The 26,693-nt window shown below is 41.1% G+C and carries 24 protein-coding genes; 5 read left to right on the forward strand and 19 right to left on the reverse strand.

Going from position 1 to position 26,693, the window contains the following annotated elements; translation table 11 throughout:
• Positions 1-13: 13 nt before the first annotated feature.
• The 10 genes from G5B43_RS08105 to G5B43_RS08150 all read right to left on the reverse strand — a co-directional run bounded on the left by G5B43_RS08105 (position 14) and on the right by G5B43_RS08150 (position 13,444).
• Positions 14-3,097: an efflux RND transporter permease subunit gene (locus G5B43_RS08105; RefSeq protein ID WP_165294238.1), complete on the reverse strand. Its 3,084-nt coding sequence runs from the start codon at positions 3,095-3,097 to the stop codon at positions 14-16.
• 3 nt (positions 3,098-3,100) lie between these two features.
• Entirely contained in the window at positions 3,101-4,198 is a 1,098-nt protein-coding gene (locus tag G5B43_RS08110) for an efflux RND transporter periplasmic adaptor subunit (protein ID WP_165294239.1), read from the reverse strand.
• A gap of 6 nt (positions 4,199-4,204) precedes the next feature.
• Positions 4,205-5,455 (reverse strand): TolC family protein, encoded by a 1,251-nt coding sequence (locus G5B43_RS08115; protein ID WP_165294240.1) that lies wholly within the window; start codon positions 5,453-5,455, stop codon positions 4,205-4,207.
• A gap of 69 nt (positions 5,456-5,524) precedes the next feature.
• On the reverse strand, positions 5,525-6,859 hold the full coding sequence (locus tag G5B43_RS08120) for a sensor histidine kinase (RefSeq protein ID WP_206367286.1): 1,335 nt from the start codon (positions 6,857-6,859) through the stop codon (positions 5,525-5,527).
• Between the two features lie 4 nt (positions 6,860-6,863).
• A complete protein-coding gene (locus G5B43_RS08125; protein ID WP_165294241.1) occupies positions 6,864-7,541 on the reverse strand; it encodes a response regulator transcription factor in 678 nt (225 codons plus the stop codon).
• A 95-nt stretch (positions 7,542-7,636) separates the two neighbouring features.
• Positions 7,637-9,196, reverse strand: a complete 1,560-nt coding sequence (gene rny, locus G5B43_RS08130) for a ribonuclease Y (protein WP_165294242.1) — start codon at positions 9,194-9,196, stop codon at positions 7,637-7,639.
• Between the two features lie 248 nt (positions 9,197-9,444).
• Complete coding sequence (locus tag G5B43_RS08135; RefSeq protein WP_165294243.1) at positions 9,445-9,735, reverse strand: cell division protein ZapA; 291 nt, start codon at positions 9,733-9,735, stop codon at positions 9,445-9,447.
• 49 nt (positions 9,736-9,784) lie between these two features.
• Entirely contained in the window at positions 9,785-10,093 is a 309-nt protein-coding gene (locus G5B43_RS08140) for a hypothetical protein (RefSeq protein WP_165294244.1), read from the reverse strand.
• Positions 10,094-10,128: 35 nt separating this feature from the next.
• Complete coding sequence (gene pheT / locus G5B43_RS08145) at positions 10,129-12,522, reverse strand: phenylalanine--tRNA ligase subunit beta (RefSeq protein ID WP_165294245.1); 2,394 nt, start codon at positions 12,520-12,522, stop codon at positions 10,129-10,131.
• Between the two features lie 574 nt (positions 12,523-13,096).
• Entirely contained in the window at positions 13,097-13,444 is a 348-nt protein-coding gene (locus tag G5B43_RS08150) for a helix-turn-helix domain-containing protein (protein WP_165294246.1), read from the reverse strand.
• A 77-nt stretch (positions 13,445-13,521) separates the two neighbouring features.
• Between G5B43_RS08150 and G5B43_RS08155 the strand changes: the two genes are divergently transcribed.
• Positions 13,522-14,256 (forward strand): hypothetical protein, encoded by a 735-nt coding sequence (locus G5B43_RS08155; protein WP_165294247.1) that lies wholly within the window; start codon positions 13,522-13,524, stop codon positions 14,254-14,256.
• Between the two features lie 20 nt (positions 14,257-14,276).
• Positions 14,277-14,723: an NUDIX domain-containing protein gene (locus tag G5B43_RS08160; RefSeq protein ID WP_165294248.1), complete on the forward strand. Its 447-nt coding sequence runs from the start codon at positions 14,277-14,279 to the stop codon at positions 14,721-14,723.
• A 57-nt stretch (positions 14,724-14,780) separates the two neighbouring features.
• Here the strand turns inward: G5B43_RS08160 and G5B43_RS19505 are convergent, their stop codons facing one another.
• Positions 14,781-14,912, reverse strand: coding sequence for a hypothetical protein (locus G5B43_RS19505; protein WP_262887169.1), 132 nt, complete (start codon positions 14,910-14,912; stop codon positions 14,781-14,783).
• A 57-nt stretch (positions 14,913-14,969) separates the two neighbouring features.
• Positions 14,970-15,443 carry a 23S rRNA (pseudouridine(1915)-N(3))-methyltransferase RlmH gene (gene rlmH / locus G5B43_RS08165; protein ID WP_165294249.1) on the reverse strand — a complete coding sequence of 158 codons (474 nt, stop codon included), beginning with the start codon at positions 15,441-15,443 and terminating at the stop codon, positions 14,970-14,972.
• 167 nt (positions 15,444-15,610) lie between these two features.
• On the opposite strand from rlmH, the gene G5B43_RS08170 reads away from it, so the two are divergent.
• A complete protein-coding gene (locus tag G5B43_RS08170; RefSeq protein WP_165294250.1) occupies positions 15,611-16,204 on the forward strand; it encodes a riboflavin synthase in 594 nt (197 codons plus the stop codon).
• Positions 16,205-16,223: 19 nt separating this feature from the next.
• On the opposite strand, the gene G5B43_RS08175 is transcribed toward G5B43_RS08170, so the two are convergent.
• Together G5B43_RS08175 and G5B43_RS08180 are read right to left on the reverse strand one after the other, a co-directional pair.
• Positions 16,224-18,014, reverse strand: coding sequence for a chloride channel protein (locus G5B43_RS08175; RefSeq protein ID WP_165294251.1), 1,791 nt, complete (start codon positions 18,012-18,014; stop codon positions 16,224-16,226).
• 16 nt (positions 18,015-18,030) lie between these two features.
• Positions 18,031-18,972, reverse strand: a complete 942-nt coding sequence (locus G5B43_RS08180; RefSeq protein ID WP_165294476.1) for a hydrogen peroxide-inducible genes activator — start codon at positions 18,970-18,972, stop codon at positions 18,031-18,033.
• Positions 18,973-19,097: 125 nt separating this feature from the next.
• Between G5B43_RS08180 and G5B43_RS08185 the strand changes: the two genes are divergently transcribed.
• Positions 19,098-21,266: a S46 family peptidase gene (locus tag G5B43_RS08185; protein WP_165294252.1), complete on the forward strand. Its 2,169-nt coding sequence runs from the start codon at positions 19,098-19,100 to the stop codon at positions 21,264-21,266.
• On the opposite strand, the gene G5B43_RS08190 is transcribed toward G5B43_RS08185, so the two are convergent.
• The 5 genes from G5B43_RS08190 to G5B43_RS08210 form a co-directional block, all read right to left on the reverse strand.
• Complete coding sequence (locus G5B43_RS08190; protein WP_165294253.1) at positions 21,263-22,417, reverse strand: ABC transporter permease; 1,155 nt, start codon at positions 22,415-22,417, stop codon at positions 21,263-21,265. The two genes, G5B43_RS08185 and G5B43_RS08190, sit on opposite strands and share 4 nt — an antisense overlap.
• A 13-nt stretch (positions 22,418-22,430) precedes the next feature.
• The gene (locus G5B43_RS08195) at positions 22,431-23,387 is read right to left on the reverse strand and encodes an HlyD family secretion protein (RefSeq protein ID WP_165294254.1); all 957 of its coding nucleotides are present in this window, start codon (positions 23,385-23,387) and stop codon (positions 22,431-22,433) included.
• Positions 23,388-23,389: 2 nt separating this feature from the next.
• Positions 23,390-24,778: a TolC family protein gene (locus G5B43_RS08200; protein ID WP_165294255.1), complete on the reverse strand. Its 1,389-nt coding sequence runs from the start codon at positions 24,776-24,778 to the stop codon at positions 23,390-23,392.
• A 74-nt stretch (positions 24,779-24,852) separates the two neighbouring features.
• Positions 24,853-25,413 carry a Crp/Fnr family transcriptional regulator gene (locus G5B43_RS08205; RefSeq protein ID WP_165294256.1) on the reverse strand — a complete coding sequence of 187 codons (561 nt, stop codon included), beginning with the start codon at positions 25,411-25,413 and terminating at the stop codon, positions 24,853-24,855.
• A 40-nt stretch (positions 25,414-25,453) separates the two neighbouring features.
• Positions 25,454-25,765, reverse strand: a complete 312-nt coding sequence (locus tag G5B43_RS08210; protein WP_165294257.1) for a hypothetical protein — start codon at positions 25,763-25,765, stop codon at positions 25,454-25,456.
• Between the two features lie 111 nt (positions 25,766-25,876).
• On the opposite strand from G5B43_RS08210, the gene mazG reads away from it, so the two are divergent.
• A complete protein-coding gene (gene mazG, locus G5B43_RS08215; RefSeq protein ID WP_165294258.1) occupies positions 25,877-26,680 on the forward strand; it encodes a nucleoside triphosphate pyrophosphohydrolase in 804 nt (267 codons plus the stop codon).
• Positions 26,681-26,693 lie beyond the last annotated feature (13 nt).

Raw genomic sequence — 26,693 nt, forward strand, 5'->3', positions numbered from 1 at the left:
CTTTTACGCCCTGTCATTTCCTATTCATCCAATAAAAAATCACCGGCAGCACTGTAAAACTCAAGAGCAGACAGATCAGCAATCCGCCTACAATCATAATAGCGAGTGGTTTTTGGATTTCTGATCCCATACCCGTGGACATGGCAGCCGGTAACAATCCCATCGAGCCCATTAGCGCAATCATAACCACCGGGCGTATCCGACTTTTAACACCGGCATAAATAGCCGGCAAAAGTTCCATCCGTTGACGGAGATTATCTCGTATCACGCCGATTAACACAATACCATCAATCGTAGCAACACCAAATAAGATAATGAAACCGATTCCTGCCGAGATACCAAAGATAGTGCCCGTGATCCATAATGAAACAAATCCACCAATAAATGCAAACGCTAACGTTAAAGAAGACACCAACGTGTCTTTGAAGTTCCCAAAGTTGAAATAGAGCAACAACAGTATCAGCGCGAGGCTGATCGGGACAACCAGTGATAGCTGTTTTGCTGCCCGCTCCTTACTTTCAAACTCGCCCGCCCATTCCATGTAATTTTCTTTAGGCAAAGAAATCTCCTGTTCTACGACATGTTTCGCTTCCGCAATTGTGCTGCCCAAATCGCGTCCGTCGATACTGAACCCAATACCAATATACCGACTATTCCCTTCGCGGTAGATAAAAGCAGCGCCCGTTTCATAACTGATCGTAGCAATCTCCTGTAAAGGAATACCACGGCCATTACTGCTCGGAATTAAAATGTTCTTGATCTTTTCCGGCGTATCACGATAATGTTCGTCGAAACGCAGCACAATATCAAACTGTCTATCTCCTTCATAAAATTTCGTGGCTGCCTGTCCACCTATCGTCATCGCCACGACCGCTTGTACATCGGCAGTAAACAGTCCATATTTTGCCATTTCCGAGTCATGGAGCTGAATGCGCAATTCCGGCAATCCGATATTTTTATAAACATTAATATCCGTGATACCATGTACTTTTCCGATAGCAGAAGCAACTTGATCCGCATAGTCTTCCAGATCATACAAATCATCACCAAATATTTTAATCACCAATGAACTTTTCACGCCCGCGACAAATTCCTCCACATTATCTTGTATTGGTTGGCTGAAACCGAAATTTATACCCGGATAATGTGCGAGCTTCTCCCGCAATTCCTGTATAATATCGTCTTTTTTCACCTTCCGTTCCCATTGCTTCTCGTCTTTCAATTGCACATTAAACTCAATATTAAAGAAACCCGTTGGATCCGTTCCATCATTTGGCCGTCCAGTTTGGGTCAATACAAAATCAATCTCCTCGCATCCCTTTTCCATGATCGCTTTCATTTCATTCGCTAGTCTGGTGGATTCGCGGAGGTTGACGCTATTAGGTAATGTTGCACGAATATAGATTGCACCCTCGTTCAGTTTAGGTAGAAACTCCGAGCCGTAATGCAAAAATTTGAGTAAACAAACGATCAAAATACCTAGAAAAATACCGATGGTCGTCTTTTTATAGCGAAAACTCGTTTTAAATAAGTCAAAAATGGTTCGTTGGAAAAATCGGGTCACGATATTCTCGCGTTCTTCAATATGCTTAGTAAACAAAAGTTTACACATGGCGGGTACATAAGTCAAGCTCAGAATCAACGATCCCAATAAAGCATATGCCAATGTAAATGCCAATGGCGTAAACATTTTCCCCTCCACTTTTTGGAAGGAAAAAATCGGAAGCAATGCGACAATCAGAATAACGAGCGCAAAAAAGATATACGATGCAACGCTTCCCGCGCTTTTTTTGATGACACCGAGCTTACTCATTTTCGCAAAGCGCTCCGGTCCGACACGATGTGATAAACCTGCTAGGGCAACGAATACTGTTTCTACAATAACTAACGTCCCTTCTAACAACAAACCAAAATCCAGGGATCCCATGGAAATCAAGTTTGCCGGTAACCCTTGAATCTTTAACATAATGATGGCAAAGAGGAAAGACAAAGGAATGACAGAAGCTACGATAAAGGTCGATTTCCAATTGTACAGAAAAATAAAAACAATTAAAGAAACCAGTAAAATACCTTCTATTAGGTTATTGGAAACGGTACGGACGGTATTATCGACCAAATGCGTACGATCGATTACCGGTTCGATCCGCACGCCTTCCGGTAATGTCCGCTGATTTAGTTCTTCTATCTTAGTCTTCAGATGCGTAATAACTTCCGATGGATTTTCGCCACGAAGCATGACCACAATCCCTTGTACCAAATCATCTTCATCCCCGAGTCCGACCTGTCCTAAACGCGGCTTATGGGAAATATCCACATCGGCTACATGTTTTATCAATATCGGTGTCGAGCCGTTTAGCTTAATGGTGATATTACCAATATCTTCCAATTTATCCAATAAGCCTACGCCACGCACCACATACGCTTGATCGCCTTGCTCGATGACATCGCCTCCCACGTTGATATTGGATTTTGATACGGCGTCATACACATCCAAAGGCGATAAATCATAATTTTTCAGTTCCGCAGGATGAATCTTGATTTCATAAATTTTCTCCTCTCCCCCGAAACTGACAATATCCGCGACACCGGGAACACTGAGCAGCTCGCGTTCGATAACCCAGTCCTGTAAAGCGGTTATTTCTTTAATGGGCAAGTCGCCTTTGATCACATATCGAAAGATTTCCCCCGTTGCTCCAGAGGGTGGTTCTATTTCGGTACTTGTTCCTTCCGGTAAATCCACACCTGCTAATTTGCTGGATACGTATTGTTGCGCATAGAAATCGTCAACCCCATCTTCAAACTGAACGGTGACGACCGACAGCCCGAACAGTGAAATAGACCGTACATTGGATTTGCGGGGAATACTATTCAGTTCCTTGGTAATGGGCAAGGTAATCAACTTCTCCATTTCCTCCGCGCTACGTCCCGCCCATTGCGTAATGACACGGGCGCGTGTATTGGTGACATCCGGAAAAGCCTCTACCGCTGTATGACGCAGCGCATAAATACCACCAAACAACAATACCATTACAGCAAATAGGACCAACGTGGTATGCTGCAACGAAAAAGTAACGATGCTTTGTACTAGCTTCTTCATTTTTTATTTATTCAGCTGCTCAAATATTAGCAAAGCGTTTGAGCCGACGACCCGCTCATTTGGCTTTAATTTTTCCTTTATAAAGGTATACTCCTCGTTAAGCCCCACAGTCGATATAGGTCTTATTTCCATATCACAACTGTCCCGATATACGACGACATATTCTTTGTTATTGCTAAATACTTTCGCGGTGTTTGGAATCGCAAATGCGTTTCCTTTCTTATTTTTTAAGTCAATAATAATATCCGCGCTCAACCCTGGCATTAAATCCAATTGGGGATTTGCCAATACAACCCGCGCTTTGAGCACATGTTCGTTATCATCAAAGGCATTGTATATTTTATCTATTTTTCCGGTATAAAACTTATCTGGATAGGCTACCGTACGAACTTTCACAGGATTGCCTAGTGCGACATGACGTAAATTGCTAGCATATATATTCACCATTACCCATACCTCTTTCAAATTGGAAATCGAAAACAGGGGTGCGCTGTCCTCGGTCACATTTTGACCCGGACTGATCGATTTTTGAATAATGTAACCATCCTTTGGTGCGAGAATATGAAAGGCATCTTTTCCTGCCGCTCTATAAAGCGATAAACTTTCGGTAACTCTATCGAGCTCAATCACAGCACTTTCCAATTCATGTTCAGCAGCAAGGACATCCGGTGCCGCTAACAGTCCGTCTGCAGCAAGTTCCTTTTTACTTTTAACTTGTTTTTCCAACAAGCTAATTTGATTTTGTTGATATCGCTGTTGTTGATAAAGTTCCTGAATCTGGGTAGATTTTATCGTTGCCAAAACTTGTCCTTTGTGCACTTGGTCGCCCAACTCAAAACCGACCCTGTCTACCACGCCCGATAGTAGGCTACGAAACGCTACCATATCATTTTCGTTGTACTCTATCTTTCCCGATAACGTCAACTGCTCTGTAACCGGACGCTCTTCTACAGCAATAATCTCTGTCGATTGACGTAACCCTGCATTCATACAAAACGTTGCTGGTTTTTCTACTTCCGACCGCTTCTCATCTGCTTTAGGCGTACACGAGATTAATGCACAACATATCCCGATGAAATGCCCATAAATTATCTTCCTCATAACTTCTTAAAAATCCTTACCGATTAGATATTGTAGCTCCTCGAACGTGTTGTTGTAATCTTGCCACAAGTCCAGAAATGCTGCTCTTGCTTCCCGGTGAGATTGCACATAATCCATAAATTCCATTAATGTGACTTGACGGTTCTCCAAATGTTTACGGTAATTATCTATGATACCATCCTGTCCTTCTTCCATTCCGTCAGTCCACTGATTTAATACGTTTTCGTATTTCAAAAGTTGATTTCTACAGCGCAATACCGTTTGTTCCAACTCCCGTTGCAACGCCGTATACGTGAGATGCTCTTGATCTATCTGGTGTTTAGCTTTCTGTATATTTCCTTTGTTTCTGTTAAAAACAGGCAAATCCACCTGTACTCCCAAACCAATAAAGTCTTGCATAATATTCCCACCACGGTCATATCCCAGTTGTAGCGTTACGTCTGGTGTTCGTTGTGCTTTTTCAAGTTCCAGGTGCTGTTTCGCCATTTCGATTGCCGTGGACTGCTTTTTAATACCGATATTTTGCTCAGCAATCAAATTGGTTATATCTTTAGGCACCAACAGGGTGCGGCTTACAAATGACTCCGCCACCGATAGCTTCTCTATTTCCAAATCGTTTATCCCCGTCAGCACGCGCAAGGTGGATAAACCCGCTTCGGCATCTGCTTCTAGCTCTGCCAGATCTTTTTGCATACGCAACAATTCGTTATGTACACGATTATAGTCTGCTTTGGACACATTTTCCTGCTGAACCTGCCGTTGGTATTGTTTTTCCAATTGCTGAAATAACTTCACCATATCGACGAGTTGGGTTTGGCTATGTTTTAGGGTTGCCAGATGATGGAAATGTTGGCGAAGCTCCTTTCTTAATTCCCGGACGAGTTCTTCAAATTCGTAGACGGCCATACGATGTTCCAATCGTTTGATGGCAACCCGTTTCTTTCGTTTACCGGCTGTTTCAACTAATTGCTCCAATTCTACAGACACTTGCTGGGTTTTACCGTAACTTCCAAAAAGAGGAGATAACGTTTCACTACCCGCATTCGCCCAAAGATTTACCTCACTAACGGCTAAACTAGGATTTGCCCACACCTTTTCCTGTACAATCTCTGCTTCTGCCTTGCTGACATCAAATTTCGCTGCCAACAATAAGTAGTTTTCCTTCAAGAAGCTTGCCTCCAGTTGTGTCAGGCTATAGGATTGCGCCCTGCTAAGCGATGCAACGAAAAAGAATAAAATAACTATGTAAAATCTCACCTCAAATTTATTTCCGGCAAAGTTAGGCGGACAATATTAAGGTAAACTTTAAGGTAGATTAGAGTTTGATTAGAAATACAATTGGACGGTCGTCCCCTTCTCGCTCGATAGAATATTCATTTCGATATGATGCAATGTAAAAATAATATTTGCCATCGATAAGCCTATACCTTTTCCCTGATATTTTCGCGCATTGTCCGCGCGATAGAAATTCTGTAGAATATACTGTATATCATTTTCTGGAATGCCGATTCCTTGATCGATGATTGCCATAACCAGTTTACCGTCTTGTTCCTGAAAAAGAACACGAACCACTTGGTTATCCGAATATTTAATGGCATTTTCCAATATATTTCCGAAAGCAAGCTCCAACAATTTATCGTTCCCATCCACCGTTAGCAGGCTATTGTTTTTCACCTGGATATCCACCTCAATACGTGCTTCGTGATAAAGTATCATATTCTCTATCACCTGCCACATCACCTCGTCCACACGAGTGGGTAGTAACTCGAAGTTGGTCTTCGCGCCGGAGAGGAGCATCATTTGTTCGAGCGTATCCTGCAAATCCAATGTATATTGCTCTAATTGGGCAATAGTATTTTTATATTCTTCGACTGAGCGCGGCTTGCTCTCCGTCACTTCAAGGGTACCTAGCAAGGCAGTTATAGGCGTACGCAACTCATGCGAGACATAGTCGATGAAGTTCTTCTGTACATGGAATGTCTCCGCAATACGCTTTACAAAATGATTGTAGGTTTTTACCAAATCTTCGATTTCAGCATACGTTTTAGTCAGCGATAGCGGTTTATTAAAGTTTTTACTATCCCTTTCCCGGATCTGGTCTATAATCTTGATAATAGGCTGGTAGGCAATATGACTTAAATACCTGGAGAATAGAAAGATGAACGCTACACCGGATAGGAAAACAGCAATAAGGATGTGAAAGAGGGAGAGCATCTGCGCATTAAATGCGTCTTTCGACTCGCGGGTGACGACAACAAAATCCCCTTGATTGTCCCGATAAAAAATGCCATTGTAGAAAAAAGAGTCCGTTTTGAAAAAACCATTTTCGACACGACGTACCTCGGCTAAAAAATCAGGAGAAATCTGTTCGGTCGTCGACATGTCCCCGTTAAATACCTGATCTAGACTGTCAAATACGACAATATTCTGTCTCGAAATCGTCCGATGCAATTGGCTTTTTACATTAGCATGCTCCAAAAATGACAATTCATCCTGTTCCAGGTAGTAAATCGCGGCCAATAGTGATTTGCTTTCTAACGATTGACGTTCTTTTCGTTCCATCTGCGCATAGTACGAAAAGTAGATCACGACGGAGAAAATCAGCATAATGACACCAAATATTACAACAGCATATAGAGACAGCCTGTGCTTTAACTTCATATCACTAACCTTTAAACATATAACCTACACCTTTTACTGTAAAGATATATTTCATATCCTCCCTTTCAATTTTGCTCCGTAGATAGGATATATATACATCCACAACGTTTGTATGATTATCAAACGTAATACCCCACACCGCATTTAATATCTGTACCCTACTTACGGTCTTCCCTATGTTTTCGACCAGATAAATAAGTAACTTATATTCTCGAGGAGATAACTCTACGTGCTGCCCTGCTAATGTCACTTTATATTGCTCCCGGTTAATTTGTAATTGCCCAAATTGCAACTCGGCTTTCGGTGTTTCTAATTGCTCATATTGTCGCCTACGTGTAAGCGCCCGAACGCGGGAGATCAGTTCATCAAAATGAAAGGGTTTGGTTAAGTAATCGTCAGCCCCATAGTCCAATGCGGATATTTTGTCCTGCACGCTGTTCAACGCACTTAGCATCAGGATAGGCGTATATACTTTTTTATAACGCAAGGCTTGTAAAAGCTGTACGCCATCCATATCGGCCAACATAATATCCAAAATAATTAAATCCCACTCGATATTGATGTATTGTTTTAATACATCTTCCGCATTTTTACATAAAGTGACCAGATAACCGCACTCTTCCAATCCTTTCACCAGAAAATTACTGATTCGATTATCGTCTTCTACTACAAGAATTTGCATAAGCTGGTATTTATCCAAAAATAAGGAATTTGGGGGGAAGACAAAAAAAGCTGCCTTTTCGAGGCAGCTATACTTTTGATCTATTTAACAATTAACTATTTCGCATAGGCAACCGACCTGGTTTCGCGAATAACCGTTACTTTGACTTGGCCCGGATACGTCATCTCTGTTTGGATACGGTTGGATATATCCGCTGCCAGAATCTCTGCCTGGGCATCAGAAACTTTCTCTGATTCGACGACGACGCGCAATTCGCGGCCCGCTTGAATAGCGAACGTCTTTTCCACTCCAGGATAAGAAAGAGCAAGCTCTTCCAGTTCTTTCAAACGCTTAATATAGCTTTCTACCACTTCGCGACGTGCACCAGGACGCGCACCCGAAATCGCATCACATGCCTGGACAACAGGCGAAATCAAGGAAGTCATCTCTATTTCATCGTGGTGTGCGCCAATAGCATTACAAACATCCGGGTGTTCCTTGTATTTTTCTGCCAATTGCATACCTAAAATAGCGTGTGGCAATTCCGGATTGTCGTCAGGCACTTTTCCGATATCGTGCAGAAGACCTGCCCGTTTAGCATGTTTTACGTTTAAGCCAAGTTCTGCCGCCATCGTCGCCGCAAAGTTGGCCACTTCACGCGAGTGTTGTAACAGATTCTGTCCGTAAGAAGAACGATAACGCATTCGACCAACCATCCTTATCAACTCCGGATGAAGACCATGTATACCTAAATCGATTGCCGTACGTTCGCCAATTTCAACGATTTCATCTTCAATCTGTGTACGTGTCTTCGCCACAACCTCTTCGATTCGAGCAGGGTGAATACGTCCATCAGTAACTAATCTGTGTAACGACAAACGAGCGATCTCACGGCGCACTGGATCGAATCCAGACAATATAATCGCTTCCGGCGTATCGTCCACAATGATTTCCACACCCGTTGCCGCTTCCAAAGCACGAATGTTTCGTCCTTCACGACCAATAATACGGCCTTTTATTTCGTCATTTTCTATGTTGAAAATAGATACCGTATTTTCAATAGCAGATTCCGTTGCTGTTCGTTGAATCGTCTGGATGACTACTTTTTTCGCTTCTTTGGAAGCTGTCAATTTCGCTTCATCTACGATATCCTTGATTTGCATGATAGCTTGCGAACGCGCTTCTTCACGCAGCGAGTTGACCAACTGTTCCCGAGCTTCTTGGGCAGACAAACCAGCAATTGTTTCCAACTGTTTGATGTGTTGGTTCTTCAATTGATCTACTTCTTCCGATTTTTTCTCGTTGAGTTCAATCAAATGGTCAAGCTTCTTGCTTTTGTTGTCTAATTCTTGCTTTTCCCGATTAAGACTTTCTAATTTTTGATTTAGCGACTGCTCTTTCTGCCGAATCGTATTTTCTTTTTGTGCTACGGCACTATTACGTTGGCTAACTTCTTTTTCGTGTTCCGCTTTTAGTTGCAGAAACTTCTCTTTTGCCTCTAAATTACGTTGTTTTTTGTGGTGCTCGGCTTGTTGTTCAGCCTCTTTAATAATACGCTCCGCTTTCTCCTGTGCCGTCTGTTCTTGTTTTTTGAAGACTGCCTGCAACAAAAAACGACCGATAACAACACCTATAATAAGCGAAACTATGATCGAAATAATAGTAATTAAATCCATTGTTTATATATATGTTATTCTAGTTTGTTCAAAAAAAAACCGCAATTAAATGTAACAGGTCCCATGTATTATTAAACTTCGATTACACATGATTTGAGCAATTGATCATGACCTAGATGGCTTTCGCAAAATGGTCTACATCTTGTTTTCGCTCGTGATATTGAAGCGTTAAGTTTAAAATAGTGACAACCCGAATTTAATTGCGGCAAATTCGTCGTTATAAAGCTCTAAAATAAAGAACGATATATTTATTTTCTAAAGAAATCCGTTAATATAGCATCCAATTCGTGAACCTTCTCTTCCAATCCATCCTCATGTTGTTGTGCGTTGCGCTCTGCTTTAATCATTCCTGTAGCGTACTGCAAGACACACATAGACAACAAGTCTTGTTTATCACGAACTGCATAATTTTCCTGCAATTCCTTTATTTTTTCATTAATTAATTTCGCAGCGTACCTAATCACTTCCTCCTCTGCTGTATCTACCCTTAACGGATAAACACGGTCTGCGATATTTATTTTTATGGAAATTTCTCCCATGTTTTTTGAGCTTAAATAACGTAACAGGCTTCTATATCTACTCTACTTTCTACTTCAATAAGCCTATACATCTGTCTATTTCTCGCACAAAATCGTTAATTTTTTGCTTTGTGTCAAGTATTTTTTCATTTATAGCTTCTTTATCTACCTCCGAGTCGTCCAATGTTTTTGCAACTGCCAAAGCCTTAACCTTTTCCTCCAGCTGATGTACTTTATCTGTACTTGTCTGAAACGCTACCTGTAAAGATTGTACTTCGAGCTTTAACAAATCATTTTCTTCCTGTAAGGCCTCGCACAACTGAATAAGATTCTTCGTCTTCTCGACGATAACATTCATTTGTGTAGATAATCCAGCCATATAATCTTTTCGCAATTAATCGTTAAACGTGTCCATTAGCGCACTACCGCACCAATCTCTTGTTCAAAGTTAAGCATTAATTTTTTAATTATGGCGTCAATTTGTTTGTCATTTAACGTTTTTTCTTCGTCCTGCAACGTAAAACTTAAAGCATAAGATTTCTTTCCTTCCGGAAGCCCTGAACCTTTGTAGACATCAAAAATATCAACCTCTTTTAGCAATTTACGTTCGGTTTTCGCGGCTATTCTGGTAAGTTCTTCAAAGGTCACCGCATCATCCATCAACAGCGATAAATCCCGTCGCACCGCAGGAAATTTAGACACCTCTTTATATTTGATCGTGTTCTTACGGATTACCTTCATGACCAGGTCCCAATCAAATTGAGCAAAGTAAACCTTTCCATCCACATCTGCTTTTTTTAGATTAGCAACGGAGACAGCACCCAACGTCACCAGAACCTTCTGCCCTTTCTTATAATCCAATCCGTAATCAAAATACTTTCCATCCGTTTCCTGTAGCTGCACTCCTTGGATATTCAAACGTTTGACTATCGCATCAACAGCAGCTTTCAGATGATAAAAATTCGTCTTTTTACTTTTTAAACTCCACTGTTCCGCCAGTTGATCGCCGGCTACACACAACGATAGATTCTGTCGCTCGCGATATCCCTCGTCCGTTTTGAAATACGTTTTACCATACTCAAAATACTTAGCGTTCGGGCTTTTGCGCTTTTGATTGTAGGCTACGGTTGTCAAGGCTGAAAACAGTAAATTCTGACGCATCGTATCCAAATCCGAGCTCAATGGGTTTACCAAACGAACAGCTGTTTGTTCGTCCTCCACAAACGATAATTTCGTTAGGGAGTTGTTCAATATTTCGCGGTAGCCATTTCCTATCAATAAATCGGCAACTTGATTCAATACAACTTCCTTGTCTGGTTTCTCGGTTGTGTTTAAAGAAGATTTAATCTGTGGCTTTAATTCAATATTGTTATAACCGTAGATACGTAGCACCTCCTCGATGATGTCTACCTCGCGCGTAACATCCACTTTGTAAGCAGGTACGCTTACGGTAATTTCTTCACCACTCTCTTCCGAAATACCGATTCCCAGTGCTTCGATAATAGCTTTAATCTCGGTATTTGGTATTTCCTTCCCGATCAATTGCCGCACCCGACGATAATCAACAGAGAATATAAATGGCGAAACCGGAGCCGGATAGCTGTCTGTTACAGCCGAAACGACCTGACCACCGGCAATTTCTTGAATCATCAGTGCCGCTTTTTGTAACGCATACACGGGCATATTAGGATCTGTACCGCGCTCAAAACGGAACGAAGAGTCTGTTTTTAATCCATGACGTTTCGACGTTTTCCGTACCGATACCGCATCAAAGTAAGCAGACTCCAAGAAAATACGTGTTGTTGTTTCGTTAACACCGGAATACTCGCCTCCAAAAACTCCGGCGATACACATCGGCTTTTCTGCGTCTGCAATCACTAAATCTTCCGAAGAAAGCTTTCTTTCTATACCATCCAATGTCTTGAAAGGTTCATTTTCATTAGCATAACGTACTACTACCTTATTTTCTGCAATCCTCGCAGCATCAAATGCATGCAGTGGTTGCCCTAAATCGTGCAATATATAGTTTGTAATATCTACAATATTATTGATCGGACGCACGCCGATGACATTCAATTTTTCTTTCAGCCAGTCGGGTGACTCTCCTACGGTGATATCGGAAATAGTCACGCCAGCATAACGAGGGGCTGCCGTAGGTGCTTTTACCTCTACCTGTACACCTACGTCTTTTCCTTCTTGAAAAGCGGAAACATCAGCTAGTGTATAAGGTTTACGGAAATATGCAGCCAAATCACGGGCAACGCCTAGATGAGACGCAGCATCTGCACGGTTCGGCGTCAAACCGATTTCATATCGAAAATCATCTTGTACATTAAAATAATCCTTCACGCGAGAACCTACGACTGCATCAGCGCTCAGCTCTACAATTCCGGCATGTGAAGTTCCTAAACCGATCTCGTCCTCACCGCATAGCATCCCTTCAGAAACTTCTCCCCTAATCTTCGATTTCGTAATTTTAAACGGTTCTCCATTCGCAGGGTGGCAATAAGTTCCCACAGTGGCCACAATCACCTTCAGGCCTTCCCGTACATTAGGTGCGCCGCAAACGATATGCAACAACTCCGAGCCACCAATGTCTACTGTTGTGACCTTCAATTTATCCGCATTGGGATGTTGCCCGCACGTTTTCACCTCTCCTACAACCAACCCTTCTAGACCACCCGGGATGCTCTGCACCGTCTCTAATAACTCCACTTCCAGTCCGATATCCGTCAAAATCAAGGATAGCTCTTCCGGTGTTTTATCTATGTTTATGTAGTTCTTAAGCCAATTATAGGAAATATTCATTTTAGAATCTTTATTTTAGGCACAAAGATAGTTTTTTTGGCGTGTTCGGTAAAACGTTTTCTGTTGATGCTACCGAAAACGTTGATTTTTTTGGCGAAAATACATACCTACACGAGAGAAATTTGAACGGATTTTTAGTAGAAAAACGATGTCTTAACGCTATAAAAGCGCTTTTTAAACAAAAAAAATCAGAAAACAATGGGGGTAGAAGTACATGTACAATGAGCCATAAGTGATTAGCAACGAGCCAGAACACCTGTACAATGACGCATAAGTGATTAGCAATGAACCAGAACACATGTACAATGACGCATAAGTGATTAGCAGTGAACCAGAACACATGTATAATGACGCATAAGTGATTAGCAACGAGCCAGAACACATGTACAATGACGCATAAATGATTAGCAACGAGCCAGAACACATGTACAATGACGCATAAATGATTAGCAATGAACCAGAACACATGTACAATGACGCATAAGTGATTAGCAATGAACCAGAACACATCACCGGTGAGCTTTCGATATACACCGTCTCTGCAACGTTTAGTGTTGGTTGGTTTATTAGAATCCTATTTTCGTCTGCGGATCATTTTTCGTTCTTCGCTGGGCGAAAACCCCAAAAAAGCTTTGTAACAGGTAGCAAAGTGTTTGGCATTACAAAAATATACTCTTTCGGCAATCTGCTTGATGGTGAGGTTAGGCCTTTTATGTAAGAGTTCCCGACCTTTATGCAAACGAAGTAAACGGATATACGCATGAAGTTTAACACCACTTCCTTCAAATGCACGGCTCAGATTTCTGGTTGAACAGCCAAGAGCAGCAGCAATACGGTGCCGATCCAGATCGGGCTCCATATAGTGTTCTAATATATACGCACACGCCCGACGATCAAGAGTATCCAGTTTTTCTTCTGACATAGGAATCTAAGATAGGAGATTTTCTCTAAAATCAAATTTAATCCTTACTTTTAGGCTCTTTTTAGGGTGGAGAAACAATGAGTATAAGCAATAACAACAACAAACAGCGGGATAGTCTATTAGGAGACCTAGAAAAAACCATCGTTGTCAACCAATTGATGGGCACTGTGTTTTCCGAACGGGATGAACAGTGGCGAGATCAGTTTTTGAGTCATATTGATGAGGCAAACCTAAAGCTTGGTGAACCAGAAGTAGCCATTAGCAAAGACGGTTTTCCTTATATCCAACTCCAGACAGTAACCACCGGCGAGAGTTTTCAAGCTTTTGTTATCAACAACCAATTAGACACCATATTAGAACAAGGGTTTGGCATCGCTATCAATGCGCATTTGGATCGACCTGATTGGATTTTTTCCTATGGTGATTTAGCAAATCTTAAATTAAACGGTTCTTTTTATACCGATAACAGTGTCTTTTCCAATCCAGAAGAATACCTAGGCATCAACAAAGATGAGGAAATTTTGGTAGGACAACCTTCTGAAGAGGTTTTCCCCAATTTTCTTAGAAGACAAATTCGCGAGTTTTTACAATATTCTGGGGTCAAGAATCCAAAAATCATGTTAATAGCCCGTAATTATACGGATGAAGAACGTGCATCGCAGGATCTGGTATTCAATATCATGCCCACGCAATTTGCTTCGGAAAAGGATTTTAACACCATCATGAATACCATCCAATGGTTTCTACCTAAGCACTACTCTTTTTTCGGCGTGGATGAACTGGCCATCGAAAACGGATTTCAACCCCTTTAACAAAATCAAAATAAACTCAAATGTATTTTAATGTACGCGTTTACGGTCTATTGATTACAGATACAAAGGAAATTCTTATTAGTGACGAAAAGACCCTCAACGTGTCTTTCACGAAGTTTCCGGGTGGCGGACTTGAATATGGCGAGGGATTGATCGATGCTCTAAAACGGGAGTTCATGGAAGAGTGTCAACTGGAAATCGATATCGTCCGCCATATATACACAACAGATTTCTACGAAAAATCCAGTTTTAATGATAGTCAAATTATTTCTATCTATTATCAAGTACAGGCTAAAAGTCCAATCCTATTCGATATAAAAACAAGTCCTTTTGATTTCTCCAAAGAAAAACAACAAGAAAAAATGGAGGTGTTTCGGTTTATGCCGATTGATGGCCTACAAGAAGCGGATCTCACATTCAAAACAGACAAGATGGCATGGCATCAATTCAAAGAATTGATTTTGTAGAGACGCAATTAACAGACCCCCTGACGAGTTCATAAAAGATAATCGCGTCTCTCTACTTTATCTCAAAAAATACGCCAGTGCGATAACGACAACAATCCCCACAATAATAATAATCAGGTTCCGTTTACCATCATTATCCGATTCCGCACTTTTAAATTTATAGTCTCTTTTGAATTTATTCATATCCATAATTGCCTCCTTTTTCTATGGTGATGATAATAACTGTAAATTTACATAAAAAATTATTTATTCGTGGTGATAGGGTTCGCCCCTTAAGATAGTAAATGCTCTATAAAGCTGTTCTACAAAAAATAAACGGACCATCTGATGGGAGAATGTCATTTTGGACAAAGATAACTGTTGATTGGCTCGCTTATACACTTCATCCGAGAAACCATACGGCCCACCGATAATAAACACGATATGCTGAACAGAGCCAACCATTTTCTGTTCCAGAAAATTCGCAAACTCGATAGAACGAAATGCTTTTCCACGTTCATCTAACAATACCACAAAATCCCCATTATTCAATTGCTTTAAGATAAGCTCGCCTTCTTTAGTCTTTTGTTGGTCCTGCGTTAGGTGTTTGGCATTTTTAATATCGGGAATAACGGAAACATCAAAATGTACGTAATGCTTTAGCCGTTTTACGTAGTCTTCTATTCCCGTTTTGACAAAACTCTCATCTGTTTTCCCTATGCACAATAATGCTACTTTCATTGAAATTACCTATAAATTGTAGTACTAAAAAAGCCTGGGAGTAATCTGGCGATTTCCCAGGCTTTAAAAATATGACCTCTTGTTAGAGGTAATCAACCTAAACCTATGACAAAGGTATAAAAAAAAGAAAATATAAAAAAAGTTATATTTGCAAAAAGACGAAGATTATGTTTACCGGCATTATTGAAACTGTGGGAACAGTTACCAAGATCGAAAAAGAATTAGGGAATTTGCACTTTTTTGTGCAATCCCATATTTCTAATGAACTGAAGATTGACCAAAGCGTGTCTCATAATGGTGTATGCTTAACGGTTGTAGGAATCGAAGAGGACGTTCACAAAGTAACAGCGATACAGGAAACATTGCTGAAATCAAATTTAAGTGCGTTAAAAATTGGTGATTTGGTTAATCTAGAGCGTTGTACGCCCGCTAATGGTCGATTCGACGGTCACATTGTGCAGGGGCATGTAGATCAAACAGCACGATGTATTGCGAAGGAAGAACAACACGGGAGCTGGCTTTTCACCTTTACCTATGAACCTCAAGAACAAAACATCACGGTGGAAAAAGGCTCTATTACGGTAAACGGAATTAGTCTGACGGTGGTCAACTCATTAATCAATCAATTTTCTGTAGCTATTATTCCATACACTATTGAACATACCAACCTGCAACAGGTTAACGTGGGTGACACCGTTAATCTGGAGTTTGATATTATAGGAAAGTATGTCTCCAAGATGATGGCTATGCGTCGTTCGTAATTAGTTACGAATTATAGTTTCACTCCAAATAATGCCCTTGTCGAACTAATAAAGCTCGATATTTATTGAATACGCTGGATTTCGAAATAAATCCCAGATATCGGTCATTTTCGTCAAGAACAGGCAGTATCCATACATCGTCTTTGTTCATTTTCGTCATCACAATTTCCATGTTCTCTTTGTCCCGTACTACATCGTTTGGTTTTTGAGCTAATTGTTCGAAAGCTTTATCTGCCCCTTCCTCTTCACCTAATAAAATGGAAAAAAGGCGTTCGCTGTAAATTGTCCCCAACAATTTACCATCGTCATCTACAATCGGGAATATATTACGTTTTGAATGTATAATATCTGATTTCCGATCGAGCGGTGTTTCATTCGGCCGCAATATGATAAAATTTGTTTCCAAGACATAGCGGAGTTTCATCATACTCAACACAGTTCGATCTTTATCTTCATAAGAAAGCAGGTCGCCTGAATCCGCCAATACTTTCGTATAAATGGAATGTTTGAGTATCGAACGATTGATAAGATAGGATATAGATGTAACTAACATCAATGGCACCATGAGTGTATACCCACCCGTAATTTCCGCAATTAGAAACAAACCTGTTAGCGGGGCGTGCATAATACCCGCTAACGCACCTGCCATACCTGCCACCACAAAATTGGGCACATTGAGCATCACAACACCGGTCTGATTGATGCCGTAAGCGAAGGCAAAACCAAGAAGCCCCCCCATCACCAAACTCGGGCCAAACACTCCCCCGTTTCCGCCGCCGTTTAGGGTAAAAAGCGATGCCAAAGATTTTGCAAATAATGTCAAAACGGTATAGCATACAATAACACCCGCCATATGCCTGTAATCGGCAAAGAGACTATTCTTCACGATAGCATCAAACTGTCCATCCAGCATTTGTTGAATGGTAAGGTACCCTTCACCATATAACGCCGGAAAGATGAAAATCATCAGTCCAAGCGATATGCCACTAAACCATACTTTATGGTAGGGATTACGGATTTTAGAGAACCAGGATTTTACCGTTGTGCTTATTTTTGCAAAATAAACCGTATACAATCCTACAATGACAGCCAGTAATATATAGAAGATAAGTGCACCTACCTCCCATTCGGTACTGGCCGTATGAAAAAGAGGTTCACTATATAACAATCGCGAAACAACGGAAGCTAACGCAGCGGAAATCAACAAAGGAATAAATGCGGGTATGGAAAACTCGGGCAACAAAATTTCAATGGCAAAAATCATCCCGGCAATAGGGCTATTAAATGCGCCCGCAATTCCAGCTGCTGCACCGCAGGCTAACAGCATGGTAATTTCTTTATATTGTAAGCCGAAGAAACGCCCTGTATTGGAACCGATGGCCGAGCCGCTATAGGCAATAGGAGCTTCTAATCCGCATGAACCACCGAATCCAACGGTGATGGCACTCGTTACGATTTGCGAATAAACATTATGTGGTTCTATACGGCTGGATTTCCTCGATATGGCGTAAATAATAGGTGTGATGCCATGTTCAAATTTTTTCTTTTTGAGGAACTTGCGTACATATAATACACTTAACAAAATACCAAGTAACGGCAGGATCAAATAAAAAGAATATTTATAATGCCATTCAATGTCATTCTGCAATGTGGCGGCAATAAAATGTGTCAGACCTTTTAATAGGGCAGCCGCCAATCCCCCAATAATCCCGACGAGAAAAGCCAGTATAATCAGAAAATTCCGGTTTGAAATCTTCTGCATCCGCCACCGGTTCAATTCGTCTAATTTTTTTCTAATATTTATGCTCATATTGACATGGCCTCCTTTAGAGGTCAAACCCCATTACTTCCCTCTTCTTTTTTGTTTTGAAACGCTCGGGCACAATATCTAAAATTTCATTTTTCAATGCATTCACCGCCTGCTTCTTCACAAAGTTGGATGTCGTTACCAAGCTGATTTCTCGTACGGGTTCTGGCATTTTGAAATACCTTACGTGATTAAGCTGGTCTTCATCATATCCCAAAATACTCATTTCGGGCAATATAGTAATTCCTCCATTGATATCCACCATCCGCTTCAATGTCTCCACACTACCCGTGTTATATTCAAACGTTCCGTCAGCTGCTTGATTATGCTTATAATGACAAATATTCAACACTTGCCCTCGCATACAATGCCCCTCATTAAGAAGCCATAACTTTTCATTGGAAATTTCGTCTGCTGTCACTATCTTTTTTTCATATAGTGGACTCTTTTCTGAGACATACGCGACGAAGGTTTCGTAATACAACTGTGTTTCCTCGATACCTGCCTCTTGTAAAGGCGTGGAAAGAATACCACAATCTAAACGCCCCATCTTAAGTTCCTGAATGATCTTTTCTGTGGTATATTCCCATATCTGCAATTGCAATTGCGGATATTTTTGTAATATCCTGGTCAGCACATCGGGAAGCAAATAAGGTGCTATGGTTGGAATAACACCTAGTTTTAATTCACCAGAAATTACCCCTCTCTCCTCTTGCAATAGTTCTCCTATTTTTTTGCTCTCGTTCAACACAACACGTGCCTGTCGGATGATCTTTTCGCCTATTTCGGTCGGTACGACAGGCTGCCGGCTACGGTCAAATATTTTCGCTCCCAACGATTCTTCCAATTTCTGAATCTGCATACTCAACGTAGGCTGTGTTACATAGCAGTGCTCTGCCGCAGCAACAAAACTACGGTATGTATCCACAGCTATAATATATTCCAATTGCACCAGTGTCATCCTATCAATTTTAGCTATGCAAAGGTACATTTTATTTGAGAAGATGTGAATTTGTTACAACTTCACAAATTTACGATTCACCAATTAATGCTTAACTTTGGGGAGAAGCTAAAATTTGGAAGTTTATGATCAAACTAAAAGCAAAAGGTAGCCTGTTATGTGCCTTTTTATTAGGAGCCAGTGTATTCAACTTTTCCGCATCCATACCCGATGAAGGGATGTTTCCGCTCAGCGAGCTTAGCCGAGCAGGATTAAAAAAGGCGGGACTAAAGATAGCGGAGAAAGACATCTATAACCCCGGGCAAATCGGATTGGTAGACGCACTGGTACAGGTAAGTGGTTGTTCAGGTTCTTTTGTGTCCCCTAACGGTCTTATCATTACCAACCATCACTGTGCATTTAGTGCCGTGCAGCTAGCGAGTTCACCCGAATTTAACTATTTGAAAAATGGCTTTGTTGCACAATCCTACGAACAAGAGATTGAAGCTGAAGGCTTAACCATCCGCATTACGGAATCCTACGAAGATGTATCAGAAGAGATTTTAAGCGCGGTAGCTTCTATTAGCGATCCAGCAGAACGCATCAATATGATCAGTAAAAAGCGGTCTGAAATTGCAAAAAGAGCAGAGACGGACAATCCAACCATTAAAGCGGAGGTATCCGAAATGTTCATCGGCAAAAGCTACGTACTTTTCCGTTACAAGACAATCGAAGATGTACGTCTAGTTTATGTCCCTCGGCAAGATATCGGTGAATTCGGAGGTGAAACAGACAATTGGGTGTGGCCGCGGCATACGGGAGACTTCTCTTTTCTACGTGCTTACGTAGCACCAGACGGATCGTCGGCAAAATACGCCAAAGATAACGTGCCTTACCAACCTAAAAAACACCTCAAAGTGAATCCAAAAGGCGTCAACGAAAATGATTTTGTGTTCATATTGGGGTATCCAGGCAGAACATTTAGGCACCGTCCGGCTCAATATATCGAATACCAACAAAGGTATTTACTGCCTTACACGTCCGAACTCTATGATTTTCAAAACCAGCAAATGTTTGCAGCGGGAAAAGAAGATCCGAAAACGGAACTGGCGCTGGCAACACGTATCAAGCGAATCGCGAACGTCATGAAAAACTATCGTGGTAAACTGAAAGGGCTTCAGAATTTGGATTTGGTAGGCGACAAACGAGAGGAAGATGAAGCACTAACAAAATTCATTACCAGCAAACCCGATCTCCAAGCTAAATACGGCACATTGATGGCCGACATCGATAAGCATTACCAAGCTGTTTTTGAGGTCGCTCCAAAAGAGCTTTGGTTCAATAACATTTATAACAGTATATCTTTGCTTCGGATAGCTTATACGATAAACGATTTTAAAGAAGCTATCCTCAAGCAAAATGGACTTAACACACAAGAAGAGGTATTCGCACTTAACATTAATCAATTACGGGAATATTTAGACAACATCTACGGTAGCTACCATCTTACGGTCGACAAAAATATTGGACGCCGTATGTTTGAGGACGCCTATCAATTAGATGGCCCCAACCAACTAGATTACTTCGTCAAGAAAAACTTCACCAATAAAGAGGAAGCGGGAGATTATATAGTAGCAGCTTTAGACAAGTCCAAACTTAACAGCAAAGAGACGCTCTACAACACGGTATTAAAAGATATCCAGTCGTTAAAGAATTATAACGATGATTTACTAACAATTCTAAAAGAGCTGGATGCTGAGCGCGAGGTATTCAATGCTGAGCAAAAACGACGTGAAGGCGTTTTAAATAGACTTATGGGAGATTATGTAGCCGTGAAGGAAAAATACCAGTCAAAAAACTTTATTCCAGATGCGAACTCCACGCTACGCCTTACTTTCGGCAATATCAAAGGATACAGTCCTGCCGATGCCACGTATATGAGTCCGTTTACAACAATAAAAGGGCTTATAGAAAAAGGAAATTCGGGGTTACCCGAATTTGAATACCCCGAAAGTATTAAAGCAGCATGGTTGGAAAAAAACTTCGGTGCATATGTAAAAAAAGATCTCAACGATGTTCCAGTCAATATCCTCTACAATATGGATACAACCGGTGGAAACTCTGGTTCGCCGATTATGAATGCGCATGGTGAGCTCATCGGTGTTAACTTTGACCGTGCCTATGATGCGACGATAAACGATTTTGCCTGGAGCGAAGATTATAGCCGCTCCATCGGTGTAGATATCCGTTATGTATTATGGATAGCCGATAAAATCGACAATGCGCAATTCATTTTAAAGGAAATGGGGATTTAGCGACGAGTCACTTTCCGTATCTTCATGGCCAGCACTACAGTGGCAACAATAAAGCATACCGCAGCAATAATGGCCATGGCGATTAAACCGCTATAGGTATGGTAATTTTCTCCGTGCTGAATAAACATAACCCTAAAAATGCGTAAGTAGTGGGTGGACGGAATGATATCCGCAATAAGCTGTACCCAGGTTGGCATCAAACTAGACGGCCAAGTGAAACCACTTAAAATGAATGCTGGTGTTGCGATAACCATCAATATTTCCGTGGCTTTCAATTGCGACGGCAAAACGATACTGACCAGAACACCGATAAAACATACGGCCAACATAAACACGAATGTACACAACACAAACCACCAAAAGTCGGCATGCAGCGGCATCTCATACCATTTTCCAAATCCCCAATACAAGACCAATATACCAATGGACATGAGGAGATAAGGAATAATCTTGACAAAGATAAGTCCTACGGGATTCCGCATTCTCTGCGCTAATTCGACAAAGGTGCCGTTTTCAAATTCCGAGGAAAAAGATAACGCCAATCCCAACAATAGTACCTGTTGCAATACAATAATCAATACACCCGGAAGCATAAAATACAGGTAGTTACCACTTCGGATATTCTGCCTGACCATCGTCGTTTTGAAAGGTTCGTATTGTTCAGCTGCAATCTTGGCAGGAACGCCTTGTTTCATCTGCGTTTCTATTTGTACGCCGGCTTTCAGTGTCATGGCACAAACATTCACCGCCATGGCGGCTGTATTGGAAGTCAGAGTATTGGAACCATCCACAAAAATGGTCACTTCCGGAACCCGCTTTTGCTGGACACCTGCGGCAAAGCCCTTCGGGATATGTACGATAACCGTTGCATCATGTTCAATAGCAATCTCCTTTGAATCAAACAGCGATGGCAGCATACGCACCACCTTGATGCTTTCGTTGTCGTTCATCATGTCAACAAAAGTAGCGCTCAACGGACTATTGTCCTCGTCGACAACAATGATCGGCATTTCCGTTACTTTCCCTTGTTGATACACATGCCCTATCAATACACCATAGAGAATCGGTGCGCCGATAAAGAGCATCATCAGCACACTGTTGTTGAAAAAGAGCTTAAACTCGCGTTGAATGAGTTCGATAATTTTTTTCACGTTCTAATCCTTTCTATGGTGCTTGAAGAACAACCAGCGTCTTTGTTAACAAATCACTTACCTCTGCATGATCTTGAGGCACTACTTTAACCTCAAATACCGTCAATTGGTTATCATAGTCCGGATAAGCTGTAGAAATATTCGCATACGAGCTCAATGCTTTCATCGCTACTACCCTACCTTTGATTTCTTTATTATCCAAATAAGGCACGCGCAGGATAACTTCACTTCCTCTATTTAATTTACCTACTCTATTTTCAGGAACGGTAAACCGGAAATAAGTCGCATTGTTAATATAGCCATTGATAACAGCATATCCAGCAGTGGCGAGTTCCCCTACGTTTAAATTAACAGTTTCCACACTCATATCCTGCGGAGCGATAAGGTATTTTTCCCGTGCGGCTACCTTAACCTCCGCTACCGCCCCTAAAGCACGCTCTTTCTGACCTAATGCCATAACCTGCTGCTCGTAACGAGCACCATTCCGCGCCTCTTCCATTTCCGCTTGCGCCGCAAGGTATTGATTTTTCGCTCCTTGGTATTTGGCGTACGTTTCATCATATTGTTGCTGCGACACTAAACTGTCACGCAATAAGTTTTTCAAGCGATTGATAGATTTCTCGGCGAATTCATATTGCTCTTTTAATCCGTCTACCTTAGCCTGCAATTGTACCAATTGCCCGCGTGTAGCACCTTTTGTCGCCATATTATATTGTGCTTCGGCAGATTGTAGAGCGCCTTGTGCCTGCTCTGCTTTTGCATCTACTTCGGGGATATCCAATATCACCAACGTATCTCCTGCATGTACAAACTCTCCTTCTTGAACACGTATTTCCGCCACCTTTCCGGGAACTTTCGTCACAACCGTTATCTGTTCACGTTCTACTTTTCCTTCCAAAGGCTTCTCCCGAACTTCATTTTTGCAAGCAAAAAATAAGAAAGCCAAGGGTATAAGGTACAACTGTTTCATTTCTATTCGTATATGGTTTGTAATAGTTTTCCTGATGTATGTAATAATTCCAATGCCACTGCCCGTTGCTGCAAAACATGGCTGTAAAAATTAAGATTGACTTTATACCACTCATTTTCGGTTGCCAACAGTTCCGTTACGTCAATCAAACCAGCTTCATACTGCTTCGAAGCCATCTGCAAATTATTTTGGGCAACTTTTACCTGCTGGTCACCGACTTTCAATTTTTGATTGCTAGTGGTATAACTGACTTTATTTTTATCCAGCAACAGATTTAATTTTTCCGTTGCGTCAAGAAGCTTCGTTTCATTAATGGCTTGATCTAATTGTACTTGCTTTACCTTATTTCGGTGCTCCCCACCGTTAAAGATATCCCATCTCACCCCCACGCCAACCATAAAGTTAGGCCTACCTTTTAGATAGTTGGTGGAAAGATCGATATCACCTACTATGGGTCTGTCTTTAATGGTTAAATTCGTGTTATGAAGATTCAAATAGCTCGCTGAGCCGAAAGCAAAAACCGTCGGCAGTGACGCTCCTTTCTCTTTTTTATACAGATATTCATAAGCTTTAGATGACGCATCCAACGCTTTTAATTCGGAACGCTCTTCCACTCCCGTTGGTACATCCGATAAATAGATGGGCGAAAGATTATACAATACCTCTTCTACTGCTGATGTCGACAAACCTGTTTCTTGTTGTATTTTTTTGACCAGTAACGCACGATTTCCAGCTAACTCCACCTTTTTTTCTTCCAATTCCAACAGAGCAAGTTTAAGTTTATCCCGATCATATGGTATAGCCAATCCATTTTCGATCGCCTTGTTCACTTTCTCCTGCTCTTTTTTCAGTCTCCGCTCGGAATCTACGATCAATTTATCCACCTCGTTCAACAACATCAGCTGATCGAACGTAGACGCAATCTCCTTTGCCATTCCCTCTTTTCCCGCTTCGGCCAGATAACCTTGTGCCCGTGCCTTTTCCTGGAGGGCACGTTCGCCATTGGGTATCTGCAATCCCGAAAAAATAACTTGCCTTACAGATACACCCGCATATGCAGCTTGTGATCTAAGGTTAAAATCTGTCGCACCGTCAAATAGTCCTAGATTCAATACCGGTAGATTGAGTGTAGGAATATCAAGACTCCCATTGTTATACATAAAACCATACAAGCCTGTCGCTGATACATGAGGCAGTTTATTTGCTTTCACACCCTCCGCTTCCAGGTTCGCTTTATCTACTTCGTAGTTTTTGAGTTTCAGATCGTGATTGGCCTGAAACGATTGCTGTATAATTTCTTTTACTTTTGGATCTATAATGGATTGTGCCCGCCCCGTTTGTTGAAAAGCAATGCTAAACATAATAAAGATCCATCCCCATTTTTTTACCATAACTTGTTTTATTTATCGCGAAACAAATATCTGATTTATATGCCTTGCTTTTTTTAAGATATCTTAAAAAGTGATTAGCGTTGTGATCGAATCACACTGAGTGTCTGCTGAGAAATTCCTAAATAAGAAGCGATATCTCCCAATGGAGCACGAAGGAGTATATCCGGGTGCTGCTCCGTTAATTTTTGATAACGCTCCTGTGCTGTTTCAAATTGTAAGCTTTGTAATCGAGCAGAAAACCCAATCAATGCTTGTAGCAATATCGTTTGTATAAGTTTATTCATGGCTATAGAATGAGATGCAAGTTCCGCTATTGCATCAAACGGGATTAATGTAATGATCGATGGCTCCAGCGCTTCAATACCGTACATTGATTTTTTGTGATAGAATACACTTTCTGTACCTGCTGCAAAAGTTTGCTCTGAAAAAAAATAATGGGTAATAGCTTTACCCGATTTATAGTAAAACATTCGAACCAACCCTTGCTCAATAAAGAACACCTTTCGCGAATAGTGCGCTGCATCTAGAATGATATCTTTTTTCAAATAACGCTTCGTGACAGCCACTTGCTCAAGGTGTTCTAACAGGTCATCTGTCAAACCAAATGTGGTTTTTAAATAGGGAATCAACTGCATTCCCTAAAATAAGATAATTTATGTAAAAAAACGAAACTACCTATGCCTTACTACCTGTTTTATATTTGATTTCCAGTGCTAATATAATATCCCGTTTTTTGCCTTCTATCAAAGATAAATTCCCGGCAACAAACACACCTTTTTTACCGTTATTGCTATTTGAAATACCATAGACGGTCGATTCATCGTCCGGATTAGACGCTCCTTCATAACGATAAAGATAATCAATCTGATAATTGTCTGCATCCTCTAATATTTCGTCAAATTCCACGTTAAAATCTATGGTATATCCCATCTCTTTCAATCTAGCTAATGCTACGTCCGTAGTTTCATAATTGTGCTTTGTTTCCATAATATCTAAAGTTTGTCTTATTTAATAAGATAACACACCAAAGGGTAGTTCTGTTTTCGTATTTTTTGGCTAGCTTTGGACATCTTTGTTAAACTAGGTCGTAAAACAATCATGGCATATCCTATACCCGAACCTCAATACACGCCCGGAAAAGCGTTCGAAAGATTAATTACCATCCTGGATACACTCCGTATTGCCTGCCCATGGGATCGAAAACAAACGATGGAATCATTAAGGCATCTTACCATGGAAGAGCTGTATGAGCTGACGGATGCGATTCTAGAAAAAGACTATGACGAGATAAAAAAAGAGCTGGGCGATGTAATGCTACATCTTCTTTTCTATGCTAAGATTGCCGATGAGCAACAGCAGTTTAATACGGTAGACGTATTGAACGCCATCTGTGATAAGCTAGTCGTCCGGCATCCGCATATTTATGCGGATACACAGGTAGAGAACGAGCAAGATGTAAAAAACAATTGGGAGTCTATCAAACTAAAAGAGGGAAATAAGTCTGTTTTATCCGGCGTACCGAAAGGGTTGCCTGCTCTTGTAAAGGCTTATCGTATTCAAGATAAAGTACGAGGCGTCGGTTTTGATTGGGATGACAAAACCGAAGTTTGGAAAAAGGTGGAGGAAGAATTGACAGAATTTAAAAATGAATTCAACCTTACAGACGACGCGGCTGTTGACCAGGAGAAAGCTGAAGCAGAATTTGGTGATCTGCTATTTTCTTTAATTAATTACGCACGACACCTCGGCATCAATCCAGAAAATGCGTTAGAACGTACGAATAAAAAATTCATACAACGATTCAGCCATTTGGAAAAACGAGCTGCTGAAAACGGACAGAACCTCAAAGAAATGACCTTAGACGAAATGGATGTGTATTGGAATGAAGCGAAGAAATTATAGGTTAAAAAATACA

The organism is Sphingobacterium sp. SGR-19, assembly GCF_011043555.1.
Lineage (GTDB): Bacteria > Bacteroidota > Bacteroidia > Sphingobacteriales > Sphingobacteriaceae > Sphingobacterium.

Bases quoted from the DNA above. Each gene is read 5' to 3' on its own strand.
- pheT (WP_165294245.1), bottom strand. From the start codon at position 12,522: ATGAATATTTCCTATAATTGGCTTAAGAACTACATAAACATAGATAAA.
- G5B43_RS08210 (WP_165294257.1), bottom strand. From the start codon at position 25,765: ATGGAAACAAAGCACAATTATGAAACTACGGACGTAGCATTAGCTAGA.
- G5B43_RS08185 (WP_165294252.1), top strand. From the start codon at position 19,098: ATGATCAAACTAAAAGCAAAAGGTAGCCTGTTATGTGCCTTTTTATTA.
- G5B43_RS08105 (WP_165294238.1), bottom strand. From the start codon at position 3,097: ATGAAGAAGCTAGTACAAAGCATCGTTACTTTTTCGTTGCAGCATACC.
- G5B43_RS08150 (WP_165294246.1), bottom strand. From the start codon at position 13,444: ATGTCAGAAGAAAAACTGGATACTCTTGATCGTCGGGCGTGTGCGTAT.
- G5B43_RS19505 (WP_262887169.1), bottom strand. From the start codon at position 14,912: ATGGATATGAATAAATTCAAAAGAGACTATAAATTTAAAAGTGCGGAA.
- G5B43_RS08180 (WP_165294476.1), bottom strand. From the start codon at position 18,972: ATGACACTGGTGCAATTGGAATATATTATAGCTGTGGATACATACCGT.
- rny (WP_165294242.1), bottom strand. From the start codon at position 9,196: ATGGATTTAATTACTATTATTTCGATCATAGTTTCGCTTATTATAGGT.
- G5B43_RS08170 (WP_165294250.1), top strand. From the start codon at position 15,611: ATGTTTACCGGCATTATTGAAACTGTGGGAACAGTTACCAAGATCGAA.
- G5B43_RS08120 (WP_206367286.1), bottom strand. From the start codon at position 6,859: ATGAAGTTAAAGCACAGGCTGTCTCTATATGCTGTTGTAATATTTGGT.
- rlmH (WP_165294249.1), bottom strand. From the start codon at position 15,443: ATGAAAGTAGCATTATTGTGCATAGGGAAAACAGATGAGAGTTTTGTC.
- G5B43_RS08155 (WP_165294247.1), top strand. From the start codon at position 13,522: ATGAGTATAAGCAATAACAACAACAAACAGCGGGATAGTCTATTAGGA.
- G5B43_RS08125 (WP_165294241.1), bottom strand. From the start codon at position 7,541: ATGCAAATTCTTGTAGTAGAAGACGATAATCGAATCAGTAATTTTCTG.
- G5B43_RS08160 (WP_165294248.1), top strand. From the start codon at position 14,277: ATGTATTTTAATGTACGCGTTTACGGTCTATTGATTACAGATACAAAG.
- G5B43_RS08200 (WP_165294255.1), bottom strand. From the start codon at position 24,778: ATGGTAAAAAAATGGGGATGGATCTTTATTATGTTTAGCATTGCTTTT.
- G5B43_RS08135 (WP_165294243.1), bottom strand. From the start codon at position 9,735: ATGGGAGAAATTTCCATAAAAATAAATATCGCAGACCGTGTTTATCCG.
- G5B43_RS08205 (WP_165294256.1), bottom strand. From the start codon at position 25,413: ATGCAGTTGATTCCCTATTTAAAAACCACATTTGGTTTGACAGATGAC.
- mazG (WP_165294258.1), top strand. From the start codon at position 25,877: ATGGCATATCCTATACCCGAACCTCAATACACGCCCGGAAAAGCGTTC.
- G5B43_RS08110 (WP_165294239.1), bottom strand. From the start codon at position 4,198: ATGAGGAAGATAATTTATGGGCATTTCATCGGGATATGTTGTGCATTA.
- G5B43_RS08175 (WP_165294251.1), bottom strand. From the start codon at position 18,014: ATGAGCATAAATATTAGAAAAAAATTAGACGAATTGAACCGGTGGCGG.
- G5B43_RS08195 (WP_165294254.1), bottom strand. From the start codon at position 23,387: ATGAAACAGTTGTACCTTATACCCTTGGCTTTCTTATTTTTTGCTTGC.
- G5B43_RS08140 (WP_165294244.1), bottom strand. From the start codon at position 10,093: ATGGCTGGATTATCTACACAAATGAATGTTATCGTCGAGAAGACGAAG.